The organism is Reticulibacter mediterranei (assembly GCF_016587455.1).
This window is the reverse complement of record NZ_BNJK01000001.1, coordinates 1,526,262-1,539,966: the sequence shown is the minus strand read 5'-3', so window position 1 is coordinate 1,539,966 and position 13,705 is coordinate 1,526,262. Positions and strand designations below refer to the sequence as shown.

The window sequence follows — 13,705 nt, the reverse complement described above, 5'->3', positions numbered from 1 at the left end:
TGGTTCTCTCCTCCTCAAAATAATAAGATAAGCGCACTTGACAAACTGGCGTGTAGTCAACAGCACTTGCAGTCATCCACACATGGAGACTCCAAAAGAATGTGCCTAAATATCTATTAGGTGACGCTAAAATCCTATGTGCCTACTCGGATATTAGCATGTGCTAACACGCTTTGTCAAGGTAGAGGTATAGATAATTCTGATTGGTAGATTGTCTCTGCTGATTGGAGCGGCGATGAGGATAAAAATGCGGCGAGTGAAAAAGATCAAATAGTACTTTTTCACTCGCCGCACGAGTAAAACTGATGCTAGAAGTTGGCCGAACCTAACACTCGCTATGTCCGCAGCTATAGCATTTGCGGCAGCCTTCTTCGTAGACCATTGTATTGCAACCACATTGCGGGCAGAGGTTGCCCGTTACAGTTAGATTGCTGAGATTGAGCGCGTTGAAGGATTGCTCCTCTGCGCTATGCCCTTCCTGGTCTGTAGAGTTTCCACCATTGGAGTTGCCATTAGCGTTGCTGGGATCTTCATCTGTTTGTTGGAGCGATTCCAGATGTAGTTCAAGCGCTCGCGCCACGCCATCTGGCAGCGAACGAACCTGTTGCGCGCCGAAGCCAACGGAGCGGCTTCCCCCGATACCACGTAACTGCTCAGCGATAACTTTAGCGCGATCAGTTTGCGAGAGTGGGCTGAGGATCTGCAAATTGAGCGAGATCAGGCGGCCCAGTGCCTCCGAAAGCGCAGCGATATCGCTACCAGCTTTGCCCAGATTGACAAAGACCTCCAGTGGCCCCTGTTCATCGCTGTTGATAGTGATATTGATCTTGCCCTCTGGCGCTCTCACCTGGCGTGTGTAGCCCTGTACGAGATCGGGGCGGCGCTTGATGCCCTGGTGAATCGAGGTTACAGGTTCGATCATGGGAGCCGCCTCAACCGCTTTTTGCTCGGCAGCTTTCTTCTCATCTTCGATGCGCGTGAGGACCGCGTCTCGCGAGCCGTCGCGATAATACGTGACGCCCTTGCACCCCATCTCGTAGGCCAGACGATACAGCGTCTCTACCTGTTCGACGGTATGGTTGTTGGGTGCGTTGACGGTTTTACTGATGCTGGAGTCGGTGTAGCGCTGGATCATTGCCTGAACACGTACATGCTCTTCCGGCGTCAGATCTTTCGATGAGACAAAGTACTGCGGCGTTGGTTCATTGGGATGTTTGTCGCGCCACTCCTGAAGCAGTGGATGATACAAGATATGCTCGCCTGTACGGTCGCGACGGATCATGGCAAAGTCGTAGACCGGTTCGATCCCCGAACTCGCGCCAGCTAGCAGGCTTGTTGTGCCGGTCGGAGCCTGGGTGAGCAGGACGGCGTTGCGCGTGCCATGCTTTTTGATCTTTTCCTGAACCTGTTTGGGCAGGCGTTTGATAAACTTGCCCTGCATGTATTTGTCGCGCTCAAAGTTGGGGAACGCGCCTTTTTCAGCGGCATTGTCGGCTGATGCCTCGTATGCGGCATCGCGAATGGTGCTATAGATGCGCTCGATCACCGGGATCGATTCCTCGCTGCCATAGGCGATCTTCATCTTAATGAGTGCGTCGGCAAGCCCCATTGTGCCGAGTCCGGTGCGCCGCGTCCCCATCTGTGCATCTCTGTTTTCCGGGATGAAGTACTCGTTCGCATCGACGACATTATCGAGGAAGCGCATCGAGATCTTGCTTGTCTCTGCCAATTGCTCATAATCTATCTTGCCATTTTTGACGAAAGATGATAAATTAAGAGCACCAAGATTACAAACTCCAAAAGGCGGCAAACCCTGCTCTCCACAAGGATTCACGCATCTGATGTTTTCGTAGTACCACGTGTTGGACTCTTTATTGTAGCGATCCATGAAGACCACGCCCGGTTCTGCTGATTCCCAGGCCGAGGTGCAGATCAGATCCCACAGCTTGCGGGCGCGAACTGTTTTCTTTACCTCTCCTTGCCAGGTCAGATCCCAGTCAGTATTATCTTTGACCGCTTGCATAAAAGCGTCGGAGACACAGACAGAGAGGTTAGCATGCTCAATTTTACCTGCCTGCTTTTTGACTGTAATGAACTCTTCGATGTCTGGATGCGTGTCATCCAGCATAAGCATTAAAGCACCCCTTCGGGAACCGCCTTGCTGTATTACATCTCCTGTCGCTACTGAATATAATTGCGCCCACGAACAGGGGCCGGATGCAGTGCCATTGACCGTTTTGATATATGAGCCGCGAGGACGCAATGTTGAGAGATTGATACCGACGCCACCACCACGCGCCATGATTTCAGTCATCAGCTTCAAGTTGTCGAGAATACCCTGGCGGCTGTCTTCAGGGCTTGGTATAACGAAGCAATTGTAAAATGTTACCTGATGTCCTGTTCCTGCACCTGCAAGAATGCGCCCACCGGGAACAAACTTAAAATCATTTAGTGCCTCATAAAATTTTTCTTCCCACTCGGCGCGTTTCTCTTCTGTCTGCTCGACAGCCGCTATGCCACGAGCTACACGTGCCCACATCTGTTCGGGGTAGAACTCCAACGCTTGCCCGGATGCATCCTTCAGGGAATACCTGTCCATAAAGACCTTTTGACGGATGCCCTCTAGCTGAGTCGCATTCTGGGAATCGCTGCCCATCTGGTCCTCAGAGGGGCGCTTCTGTTGCTCTAGCATGCTCAAGTAACTCCTTTTAACTACGAAACACATAAATATAGCCTCATGCGAGGCTGAGATCATCATTGCAAAGTGTCTTTTTTGTTTCCGCTTCCCAGTATACCCGGAATGAGCGCCAAAAACAACCCTTTTGACACAAGATATTGATTGAATTTTGGGAATGACACAATATGTTGAGATGTTAATTGGTATGATATGATAAGGATGCGCAAAAAAGGTAGCTCTATGTTACCTTTGCATAAAACTTTTGGGCAAATGCGTCCACGATGGAGGATTCATGCGGGCAGAGATACTTTCATGCGGTACTGAATTATTACTGGGACATATCAGCGACACCAACGCAACTTATCTGGAACAAAGCCTGGCCCCGCTAGGTATTGATCTCTACTTCGTTTCCCATGTTGGCGATAACCTCGAACGTCTGGTTGACACGCTGAGGCGAGCCTGGGACCGTTCCGACCTGATTATCATGACCGGAGGGCTGGGGCCGACAGAGGACGATCTGGCTCGTGAGGCCATCAGCACATTATTGGGAGAGACTATGCAAGTCGATCCCGAGCTAGAGGCGCAATTACGCGCTAGATTTGCTCGTATGGATGCAGTGATGCCAGAGCGTAATCTCAAACAGGCAACACTGATCCCCTCAGCCAGCAGCCTGTCCAACCCTGTTGGCTCCGCACCGGGATGGTGGGTAGAGAAAGATGGGCGAATTCTCGTTGCCATGCCGGGCGTTCCTCGCGAGATGTATCGCATGTGGGAGAACGAAGCCGTACCCAGGCTATCCCCCTACACAGGCGGAAAGATCTTCACGCGCATTCTCCGAGTCTATGGCATGGGTGAATCGACGGTAGAAGAGAAACTGGACCATCTTATTCACAATACAAACCCCACAGTTGCCACGTATGCCAAAATGGATGCCGTCGATGCACGTATCACTGCGAAGGCTGCAACCAGCGAAGAAGCGGAACGTCTGGTTGCTGAGATCGAGGTGTTGGCTCGTCAGGCGCTCGGAGACTATGTATTTGGGACTGACAAAGATACGCTGGCGAGCGTCGTAGGCACACTGCTACAGGCTCGTGGTCAGACGCTGGGTGTGATGGAATCTCTGACTGGTGGCTTCCTTTCAAGTGCCATCACCGATTTCCAGACCAGTTCAAGCCTCTTTATTGGCGGCCTGGTTGCCTATAGTACCGACCTGAAGGCGCAACTGGGAGTGCCGCGTGAAACTCTAGATCGCTATGGTGTGGTGAGCGACGAGACGGCACGGGCGATGGCTCACGCCACGCGCGAGTTTCTGGGAACAGATTTTGGCATTGGGGTGACTGGCGTGGCTGGACCAGATGAGCAGGAGGATAAGCCTGTAGGAACCGTTTATATTGCTATTGAAGGGCCGGAGGGCGTGGTTAGCGGGACAGGACCGGGATGGAGAGCGGGTCGGAGCGAGAACAAGCGCCACGCAGCTCTTACCGCCCTCAATATGCTTCGGCGTTACCTGGAAGGCCAGCTCACTCCAGAATAGAAACGCTTCTATGTGTACTGGCGTATTAGAGAGTGTGCAGGTGAGACGGCCTTGCTGCATTGCCTCTTGTATCCGCTGGAAACGGGTGATATGATTCAAGGCGGAAGATCACTTGAAATAGAAAGTGCGGGTAAGAACATATAGTGTAATTCTTCCCTGCGTCGTGGATAATTTTATGGATACACTACGCCAGAAAGCCAGAAAAGACCGCGCTGGGCGCAAAAAGCAGGCGCGGTCTCGTTTTCGCTTAAACCGTTCATCTCCTATTTTTAAATTGCTGGCTGTGCTAGGGCCAGGATTGATTGCGGCCAACGCTGGGAACGACGCTGGCGGTATTGCAACCTTTTCGACAGCAGGTGCGAGCTATGGTTATAATCTGCTCTGGGCACTAATAATCGCCGGTTTCTGTCTGGCTATTGTGCAAGAAATGTGCGCTCGCATGGGTGTAGTGACCGGCAAAGGGCTGGCCGATCTTATCCGCGAGCAGTTTGGTGTTCGCTGGACCGCCCTGGCAATGCTCGCCCTCCTCATTGCCAATACCGGCGTCACCGTCTCCGAATTTCTCGGCATAGCAGCCAGTGTGCAAGTGCTGGCAGGCGATCCTCATACACCTTTTGTCTATATCGTAGTCCCTTTAAGCGCCGTGATACTCTGGTGGCTGGTGATTAAAGGTTCCTATCGCCGCGTTGAGAAGATCTTCCTCTTTATGTCACTGGGATTCCTTGCCTATATACCTGCTGCTTTTGCGTCTCGTCCCGATTGGGGTGTTGTTTTTCATCAAACGGTGCTACCTACTATAAGTACTCATACTGGTTATTTGCTTGCCGCTGTCGCCCTGATTGGCACAACGATTAGCCCATACATGCAATTCTTTATACAATCATCCGTTGCGGACAAGGGCATTCATGCCGGGGAATACTTTTATGAGAAGCTCGATGTCTATAGTGGTACCGCCTTCGCTGTCATAGTCGCCGCCTTCGTCGTTATCACAACGGGCGCGACCCTCTATCCCAATCATCCGGTTGAAAGTGCGCTCGATGCCGCCTTAGCATTGAAAAGTTTTGCCGGTCCTTTCGCTACTATCCTTTTCGGTGTGGGTCTCTTTGGTGCCTCTTTGTTAGCGGCTGCCGTTCTGCCGCTCTCGACCTCCTATGGCATTTGTGAAGCATTTGGCTTTGAGCGGGGCGTCTCGCGCAGCTTTAGCGAAGCCCCCGTTTTCCAGACGATTTTCACGGGCCTGATTGTACTCGGTGTGATAATAACGCTTATTCCTGGTCTCCCCATCATCCAGGTGCTAGTTATCCTGCAAAACCTTAATGCTGCAATGTTGCCAATTATTCTCGTCTTTATTATCTTGCTGGTCAACAACCGACGTTTGATGGGTCGTCGCGTCAATGGCATTTTCTTTAATATCATATCCTGGGCAACCGTCATCTTGATTACGATTCTTGTGGTTCTGTTGATGGTCAGTACAATCTGGCAAGCTTTTGTAAGCTGATAATCTTTGAGGGAGATCCTGGCTGCTATTGTCTCATGCGAGGAATAAGATGGTATCTTTGTGCGTTCCAGTACGTATATAATAACATGTATAGAATGACATTTTTTACCTTACAGAATTGAGGCGCACAGTGTATCGGGAATTTGATGAAATTACTCCTGATCGCGGATATAAAAACAATCGTCGCGCGAAAGATATAGATTATGCTCACCCGAATATTACCAGGCTGAGGTACGGCCTGTTCCTCCCGCAGAGAGAGACGACCCTTATGACCCATCCAGCAATGCAACACCATATACCGAAGCAGCCCCCTCAGTAAGTACTTCGATGGCATCCTATGAGATGGAGCCGATGAGTGAATATCGCGGGCCAAAGAATATAGAGGGATATACAATGGATGTTGGGACGGAGCAGCGAGATGCTGCGCAGCGTGGCACGATGGAAGGGAAAGGGAAGAAAAAAGGGCTTGCAGGCATTGGCGCTGCTCTGGCAGCACTGGTTGCTGTAGTCTTGAAGGTTCCCTGGTTGCTCACTTTACTGAAATTTGGCTGGTTTGGTTTCAGCGCCTTTCTCTCGGTCGCCCTCTACTCGCTGATCTTTGGTTGGTACTTTGCTATTGGTCTGGTTGTACAACTCTTTATCCATGAGATGGGTCATGCGCTGGTTATGAAGCTAAAAGGTATCCCCATTGCGGCGGTAACGTTTATTCCTTTTTTGGGCGCTGCCGTTACAATGCGTCGCATGCCACAAAATGCGCAGGATGAAGCGGAAGTAGGGATTGCTGGCCCGATTGCTGGAGCGATGGCAGCTGGTGTTTGTCTGCTGGTCGCTGAGCTATCTCCACATCCCATGAACGTCTGGGCATCGCTGGCCTACTTTGGCTTCTTCGTGAACCTGTTCAATCTCATCCCCATCGTACCTTTTGACGGTGGACGAGTGCTGGCCGTCCTTGATCGCCGCATCTGGCTGCTCGGTTTTATTGGCTTGCTCGCATTTGGAGTCTGGCAATGGTTCCAGGGAAATTTCTCGCCCTGGTTCCTGGTCTTCGTCGTCATGGCCGCATCACAACTCAGGTTGCGCGGTTTCACTGCGAGGACGCCAGAAGAGAAAGCGTACTACGATGTCCCGCTTGCTACACGCATCTCGTTGAGCTTGCTGTACTTTGGATTGGTGATCGTCCTCTTGCTGGGCATGTCGCTAGCCCACTCTATGATGCCTATTGCGAATCAGTAGATGTTCATAGCAACAAAGAGGAGGCTGTTATTGTTTTGATGCAGCCTCCTTAGTTGTTATGCAGCCTATTTTTCCGATTTGCTGCGAACCTCTACCCCTACCATCTCTTCGAGCATTTTCATCAACGAAGTATAGTCGTCGCGCCCATAGCCAGCGGCGCGCACCATCTCGTACATCTGACGAGCAAGCGCCGTCATTGCAACCGGCGTCTGATTTTCAGCGGCGAGATCAAGTGCCAGGCCAAGATCTTTGTGCAAGAGATCGACCATAAATCCGGGCTTAAAGCTGCCATTAAAAGCACGTAGAGGGAACTGATTCGAGAGTTGCCAGTTTCCGCCAGTACTGACGCTGATAATCTTTGCCATAGTATCTACATCAGCTCCTGCCTTCGTTCCCAGCACAAAAGCTTCGGCTACCGATGCCGAAATGGTCCCGGTCAGCATATTGTTGATAATCTTGACGATCTCGCCTGTACCCGTTGGTCCAACATAGAAAATATTTTCTTTTTTGCCCATCGCCTCTAGTATGGGCCGCACACGCTCAAGTATTTCTCTGTCGCCGCCAACCATGATGGTTAAGGTGCCGTTGATGGCCCCCTGTGAGCCTCCGCTGACGGGTGCGTCGAGAAAATGTACGCCCTTAGATGCCGCGTTTTCGGCCAGCTTGCGACTCATGGCAGGTGCGATGGTACTCATATCGATAATCACGAGGTCTTTGCGCGATCCTTCGAGAATGCCCTGCGGTCCTGCAACTACCTCTTCAACCTGCATGGAGTTGGGAACCATTGTAATCACCACCTCAGAGGCCATTGCAACGGCTCGTGACGATGGGGCCAGTTTCGCGCCTGCGTTCAGTACTTCCTGTACTTCAGGTTTATCGGGATGACGTGCATAGACCGTCACGTCATGTCCCGCTTTCAAGAGATTGAGCGTCATCGGGCGTCCCATGACACCTATACCAATAAAACCTAACTGCATGGTTCGTATCCTTTCACCTACAGAAAAGGGGGGTTCCTCTAGCGCTGCTGTTCTTCCATTTCTACAATAATAGCTCCTCCAGGTACAACTTCCCTTTCCTGATAATGCACATGGCGTACTCTCCCATCATAGGGAGCGATAATAGCATGTTCCATCTTCATCGCGCTGAGAATGACAAGCACCTGCTGGGCCTCGACAGCTTCGCCGTCATGAACATGTACTTTGACAATTGTACCCGCCATTGGTGCGGTCAACGTTTTCTGGGTGGGAGCGAAGCCGCCACCATGTTTTGTTGTCGCTATGTCTGGTGGCTGTGACCGCTGCAAACGATAGAGCTGTCCATTCAGCGCGACCTGCATTTCTGCTTTGCTCTGCTGGACGTAGAGCCGCGTCAATTGCGCTCCCTTTCTCAACAAAACAAGCACGCCATCCTTAATTGTACACGCTATATCCTCGCTTGTCTCTGTGTTGATCTGAACATGCCAGGCAGATGCTGTATGTGTAGATGGTCTGATAGAGACAGTGTAGGCCTGTTCGTGATATCGATAGGTGATGATCCGATCCGATCCTACCATTCGCCAGGGGCCGAGCCGTTGCCAAGGGTTGTCACTCTCACCGCCCTGCTGTGGTTGAGCTTCATAGAGGGCCGCAGCAATAAGCGCTTCATCTGGTAGCTCCGGTGGGCTGCTGGGATTCAATAAGCCATGTTTCTCCAGAAAGTCGGTGTGGGTATCGCCCTGTTGAAAGTGGGGGTGAGCGCTGACAGCATAGAGGAGAGGAATGTTGGTAGTGACGCCAAAGACAACGCAGTGTTGGAGCGCTCGTTGCAAACGATCAATCGTGGCGGCACGATCCTCGCCATACACGATCAACTTGGCAATCATTGGATCGTAGTATTGCGTAATCTCATCGCCATCAGCAATGCCCCTATCCATCCGAATACCCGGTCCCTCTGGTTTGATGAAGCTGGTGATCCTTCCTGTTGAGGGCAGAAAATGTTGCTCAGGGTTTTCTGCGTAGAGACGTACCTCTATAGCATGGCCACGTTGCACAACGTCTTCTTGCAAGATATCCAGCGGCTCGCCAGCGGCTATGAGTAGTTGCTGACGTACCAGATCAAGGCCCGTAACCAGTTCTGTTACCGGATGTTCAACTTGCAAGCGCGTGTTCATCTCTAGAAAATAGAAGCGCTTGTCAGCATCCAGCAGAAACTCAATCGTGCCAGCGTTGACATATCCGGCTGCCCTGGCGATGCGTACGGCAGCCGTGCCCATCTCCTCGCGCAGCGTTGGAGTTAACGCAACTGAAGGGCTTTCCTCCAGAATCTTCTGGTGCCGACGCTGAATCGAGCATTCGCGCTCGCCCAGATAGATCAGATGCCCATGCATGTCTCCTAGGATTTGTATTTCGACATGGCGTGGCTCCTGAATCAAGCGTTCCAGAAAAATGGTCTCGTCTCCAAAAGCGGCCAGCGCTTCTCGTTGCGCGCCTGCCAGTTGCTCTAAAAAATCATCGTCTCTAGCAACTGTTCGCATGCCCTTGCCACCACCTCCAGCCGAGGCTTTGATGAGCAGTGGGAAGCCGATGCGTTCAGCTTCTCTCAACAACGTGGCGTGACTCTGGCTTGCTCCGTCGTAGCCGGGAACTGTAGGGACTTCCGCCTCCTGCGCCAGTTGTTTCGCAGCAATTTTTGACCCCATCAGACTCATCGCCGCAGCAGATGGCCCGATGAAAACGATGCCCGCTTCGGCACAGGCTTCGGCAAAAGCAGCGTTTTCGGATAAAAAACCGTAGCCGGGATGGATGGCCTCCGCACCACTTTTTTGTGCGGTCGCGATGATCGTATCAATTTTCAGATAGCTTTGTGCCGCTGGAGCTGGTCCGATCTCATACGCTTCATCAGCTTCGATGACGTGGAGAGCATTCCGGTCGGCCTCTGAATAGACAGCGACTGTTTGTATGCCCATTTCGCGACAGGTGGCCATGATACGGACGGCGATTTCGCCACGATTGGCGATAAGAATTTTTCTAAACATCGTTGTTTCTCGCTACTACTTCGTTTGCAGCCATTGTGGTTTGCGCTTCTCTAAAAATGCTTGTAGTCCCTCCTGGCCCTCGTCGCTAACACGTAGCCCTGCTATTGTTTGAGCCGTGTAGTTGCGTGCCTCTTCATAGCTCATCTTTCCCACTGTTAAGGCCAGCGTTTTGCTTGCACGGAGCGCGTGAGGGCCACTACTGAGTAACTCCTGTACAGCTTTATTGACAGCATCATCGAGTTGCTCAGATGCCACAATGTTGTGTACCAGCCCTATCGCCTGGGCGTGGGCGGCCTGGAAGCGCTCACCTGTGGTGAAGAGCGCCCGAGCATTGGTCTCGCCAATTTTGCTGACTACATAGGGCGAAATGACCGCGGGGGCAATCCCTAGCTTGACCTCACTGAACCCAAAACGCGCATGCTCAACCGCTATAGCAATGTCGCACACGGCCACCAGTCCGATGCCTCCTCCCAGCGCGGCTCCATTGATCCGCGCGATAACAGGACATGGACAAGCATTGATTGTATGCAGCATATCCGCTAGCTGGAAGGCATCTGCGAGATTTTGTTCAGTGGTATAGCTCGCCGTTTCTTTCATATGATTGATATCGGCACCAGCACAGAAAGAAGCCCCTTCGCCTGTGAGAATGATGCCATGTAGCTGCTCATCCGCGCTTAACGTCAGAAAAGCTTGTAGAAGATCCTGCATCATTTGCGGATTAAAAGCGTTATGAACTTCAGGGCGGCGCAACGTCACTGTTGCGATCTTATTTGCAAGGCTATACTCGACGGTGATATGCCTGTACGTTTTCATTGTCTCCTCCCAATTTAGAATTAAGAGTTGGAATTAAGAGCAGGAATTAGAGCTAGAGCCACTTCATCCGTTTAAAGCCGAGTGCGAGCGCAATTGAGAGAAGCGCCATTACGATTAAAGCACCAAAGTACCCATATTTTAAATGTAATTCAGGTATATTTTCAAAATTCATGCCGTAAATGCCAGCTATTAATGCATCAGCCATCAGGATAATAGATGCAACCGTCAGTGTTCTCATTACTTTGTTCAGCTCATTTGAGACAATGGATAGATTGGCGTCCATTGCTGTGCTTAGCTGATCGCGATAAAGATCGACGGTATCGGCAAGCCGTGTAATATGATCATACACGTCGCGGAAATAGATTAAGACCCGCTCGTCAAAAAGTGGATTATCACGATTGGTCAGGACGTTGAGAACGTCGCGTTCCGGGGTAGCAATGCGGCGCAGGGCTAAAAAGTGCTTTTTGAGTTCGATGAGTTCGAGGGTAAATGCTGTATTGTCTCGCGCTCCCATAAACATGCGATCTTCCAGGTCTTCGGCCTGGTCGACCAGTGCATCGACGATAGGAAAGTAGCGATCCACAATTGTATCCAGCAGTGAGTAAAGCAGAACGCCAATGCCCCATTCCAGTTGCTTCACGTTGCGCGTCCACCGTTGTTCAACCTCATCTAATTCAGGCATAGGTTTCTCGTGAACTGTGATGAGGTAGTTCTTGCCAAGAAACATGTCCAGTTCGTTAATTGCGAGGTGATTGGTTTTCTCCTGCTGATTTGCTGTATAGAAGACCACAAAGTAGAACTGCTCATATTCCTCCACTTTGGGCCGCTGGTGTTCATGCGAAGCGTCCTCGATTGCCAGCGGGTGGAGCTGGAACTCCTCGCCGATCTTTGCCAGATCGTGTTCCGCTGGATTCTCAAGATCGAGCCAGAAGATGGAGGAGGGATCTTTTTTGATTTGGCGAACCTCTTCTAAGCTCGTGACCCGTTTAAAATTGTGTTCATGAGGGTCGCAGTGAATCGCTTTTAGCATGCTGCATTCCTTTTCTGCTGCTCAACATAGTGTTGATGATCATTGCGTATGTATTATGAGGTGTGTTGGCGAAACACGCCTCATAATACATACGTTTTTTGCTTGCCTCTTTGATGCATGGTTATCACATTCTAAAGACGCCGAACGATGTATCAGGCAGGGGGGCGTTGAGTGAAGCAGAGATGCCTAGAGCCAGAACTGTACGTGTATCGCGTGGATCAATAATTCCATCATCCCAGAGACGTGCAGTACTGTAGTACGGATTGCCTTCTTCTTCATACTTGTCGAGGATAGGTTGCATAAATTCGCTCTCCTCTTCTTGAGACATCGTTTTGCCGCGTGCCGCCAATCCTTCTTTGCGAACGGTTGCCAGGACCGTCGCCGCCTGTAGCCCTCCCATCACTGAAATGCGTGCGTTCGGCCACATCCAGAGCTGGCGCGGCGAATACGCCCTCCCACACATGCCATAGTTTCCCGCTCCAAATGAGCCACCAATAATGACGGTGAAGCGTGGCACTGGCGCATTGGCAACCGCCATCACCATCTTAGCGCCATCCTTTGCGATACCGCCATTTTCGTATTGACGCCCGACCATGAAGCCGGTAATGTTCTGTAAGAAGATGAGGGGCGTTTGACGCTGGCTGCATAATTCGATAAAGTGGGTCGCCTTGAGCGCGCTTTCGGAGAAGAGGATACCATTGTTGGCGATGATACCCACTGGATAGCCCATGAGCCGCGCAAAGCCGCAAACCAGTGTGGGGCCATACAATTCCTTGAACTCGTGAAAATCGCTATCATCGACCAGCCGAGCGATCACCTCACGTACATCGTAACTCTTGCGGCTGTCTTTTGGGATGATACCGGTGAGATCGTTGGGATCATAACGTGGGGGAAGCGCAGGCCGGATATCCCAGGGGACGTATTTGCGGCAATTCAAATGCGAGACGATGCTGCGGCAGATTGCCAGCGCATGTTCATCGTTGACCGCATAATGGTCGGTCACTCCCGAAATGCGGCAGTGAACATCTGCGCCCCCCAGATCTTCGGCGCTGACCTCCTCACCGGTGGCTGCTTTGACCAGCGGTGGCCCTCCTAGAAAGATGGTGCCGTTCCCCTGCACGATCACCGTTTCATCGCTCATTGCTGGCACGTAGGCACCACCAGCTGTACATGATCCCATTACGGCTGCGATCTGAGGGATGCGCTGGCTCGACATACGGGCCTGATTGTAGAAGATGCGCCCGAAATGGTCACGGTCGGGAAAAACGTCGGCCTGGAGCGGTAAGAATGCGCCACCTGAATCGACCAGATAGATGCAGGGGAGATGGTTCTGTTCGGCGATCTCCTGGGCGCGCAGATGCTTTTTGACCGTCATGGGATAATAGGTGCCGCCTTTGACCGTCGCGTCGTTGGCGATGATGATGCACTCTTGCCCTTCGACCAGCCCAACGCCAGTGACAATGCCAGCAGAAGGCGCATCATTATCGTACATATCCCAGGCTGCCAGAGGGCTGAATTCCAAAAAAGGTGTATTGGGATCGCAAAGGAGTTGTATGCGTTCTCTCGCCAGGAGCTTATTGCGTTTGCGGTGTCTGGCGATGGCCGCTGGACCTCCGCCCTGCTGCACCTGCTGTATCAGCTGTTGAAGCTGGTCGAGTTGCTGCTGGAAGTATTGGGTGTTCTCTTGAAAATCGCTGCTCTGTCGATCTACATGTGTTTCGATAATTGCCATTGTATCCAAGTTCCTCTCAACGTCGATGGTAGGGAACACAGTCGTATACTGTTTCGCTTCGTTGCTCTCTTTTGCAGCATAGCACCGCTTATAGAGAGCGTCAAGAGAGCGAGTCGCTCACAAAACTAGTTGTTGACAAATCACACTATTTAGTGTACTATACATCCGTGTGGGA

The 13,705-nt window shown here is 51.4% G+C and carries 9 protein-coding genes; 3 read left to right on the top strand and 6 right to left on the bottom strand.

From position 1 onward, the window contains the following. Window positions 1-325: 325 nt before the first annotated feature. Window positions 326-2,692 carry an adenosylcobalamin-dependent ribonucleoside-diphosphate reductase gene (locus K3T83_RS06770; RefSeq protein ID WP_220202207.1) on the bottom strand — a complete coding sequence of 789 codons (2,367 nt, stop codon included), beginning with the start codon at window positions 2,690-2,692 and terminating at the stop codon, window positions 326-328. Between the two features lie 277 nt (window positions 2,693-2,969). Here K3T83_RS06770 and K3T83_RS06765 point away from each other — a divergent pair, with 277 nt between their 5' ends. From K3T83_RS06765 to K3T83_RS06755, 3 genes are all read left to right on the top strand, one after another. After that, window positions 2,970-4,211 (top strand): competence/damage-inducible protein A, encoded by a 1,242-nt coding sequence (locus K3T83_RS06765; RefSeq protein ID WP_220202206.1) that lies wholly within the window; start codon window positions 2,970-2,972, stop codon window positions 4,209-4,211. A gap of 175 nt (window positions 4,212-4,386) precedes the next feature. After that, complete coding sequence (locus K3T83_RS06760) at window positions 4,387-5,709, top strand: Nramp family divalent metal transporter (RefSeq protein WP_220202205.1); 1,323 nt, start codon at window positions 4,387-4,389, stop codon at window positions 5,707-5,709. Window positions 5,710-6,060: 351 nt separating this feature from the next. Further along, on the top strand, window positions 6,061-6,942 hold the full coding sequence (locus tag K3T83_RS06755; protein WP_220202204.1) for a site-2 protease family protein: 882 nt from the start codon (window positions 6,061-6,063) through the stop codon (window positions 6,940-6,942). Window positions 6,943-7,007: 65 nt separating this feature from the next. On the opposite strand, the gene K3T83_RS06750 is transcribed toward K3T83_RS06755, so the two are convergent. The 5 genes from K3T83_RS06750 to K3T83_RS06730 all read right to left on the bottom strand — a co-directional run bounded on the left by K3T83_RS06750 (window position 7,008) and on the right by K3T83_RS06730 (window position 13,530). Further along, window positions 7,008-7,919, bottom strand: coding sequence for an NAD(P)-dependent oxidoreductase (locus K3T83_RS06750; RefSeq protein WP_220202203.1), 912 nt, complete (start codon window positions 7,917-7,919; stop codon window positions 7,008-7,010). A 38-nt stretch (window positions 7,920-7,957) separates the two neighbouring features. Then, window positions 7,958-9,955 carry an acetyl/propionyl/methylcrotonyl-CoA carboxylase subunit alpha gene (locus tag K3T83_RS06745; protein WP_220202202.1) on the bottom strand — a complete coding sequence of 666 codons (1,998 nt, stop codon included), beginning with the start codon at window positions 9,953-9,955 and terminating at the stop codon, window positions 7,958-7,960. 15 nt (window positions 9,956-9,970) lie between these two features. Beyond that, entirely contained in the window at window positions 9,971-10,768 is a 798-nt protein-coding gene (locus tag K3T83_RS06740) for an enoyl-CoA hydratase-related protein (RefSeq protein WP_220202201.1), read from the bottom strand. A gap of 52 nt (window positions 10,769-10,820) precedes the next feature. Continuing rightward, on the bottom strand, window positions 10,821-11,798 hold the full coding sequence (gene corA, locus K3T83_RS06735; RefSeq protein WP_220202200.1) for a magnesium/cobalt transporter CorA: 978 nt from the start codon (window positions 11,796-11,798) through the stop codon (window positions 10,821-10,823). 124 nt (window positions 11,799-11,922) lie between these two features. Continuing rightward, window positions 11,923-13,530 carry a carboxyl transferase domain-containing protein gene (locus tag K3T83_RS06730; RefSeq protein ID WP_220202199.1) on the bottom strand — a complete coding sequence of 536 codons (1,608 nt, stop codon included), beginning with the start codon at window positions 13,528-13,530 and terminating at the stop codon, window positions 11,923-11,925. Window positions 13,531-13,705 lie beyond the last annotated feature (175 nt).

Coding starts and splice junctions, on each gene's coding strand:
- K3T83_RS06770 (WP_220202207.1), bottom strand. CDS start 2,692: ATGCTAGAGCAACAGAAGCGCCCCTCTGAGGACCAGATGGGCAGCGAT.
- K3T83_RS06765 (WP_220202206.1), top strand. CDS start 2,970: ATGCGGGCAGAGATACTTTCATGCGGTACTGAATTATTACTGGGACAT.
- K3T83_RS06760 (WP_220202205.1), top strand. CDS start 4,387: ATGGATACACTACGCCAGAAAGCCAGAAAAGACCGCGCTGGGCGCAAA.
- K3T83_RS06755 (WP_220202204.1), top strand. CDS start 6,061: ATGAGTGAATATCGCGGGCCAAAGAATATAGAGGGATATACAATGGAT.
- K3T83_RS06750 (WP_220202203.1), bottom strand. CDS start 7,919: ATGCAGTTAGGTTTTATTGGTATAGGTGTCATGGGACGCCCGATGACG.
- K3T83_RS06745 (WP_220202202.1), bottom strand. CDS start 9,955: ATGTTTAGAAAAATTCTTATCGCCAATCGTGGCGAAATCGCCGTCCGT.
- K3T83_RS06740 (WP_220202201.1), bottom strand. CDS start 10,768: ATGAAAACGTACAGGCATATCACCGTCGAGTATAGCCTTGCAAATAAG.
- corA (WP_220202200.1), bottom strand. CDS start 11,798: ATGCTAAAAGCGATTCACTGCGACCCTCATGAACACAATTTTAAACGG.
- K3T83_RS06730 (WP_220202199.1), bottom strand. CDS start 13,530: ATGGCAATTATCGAAACACATGTAGATCGACAGAGCAGCGATTTTCAA.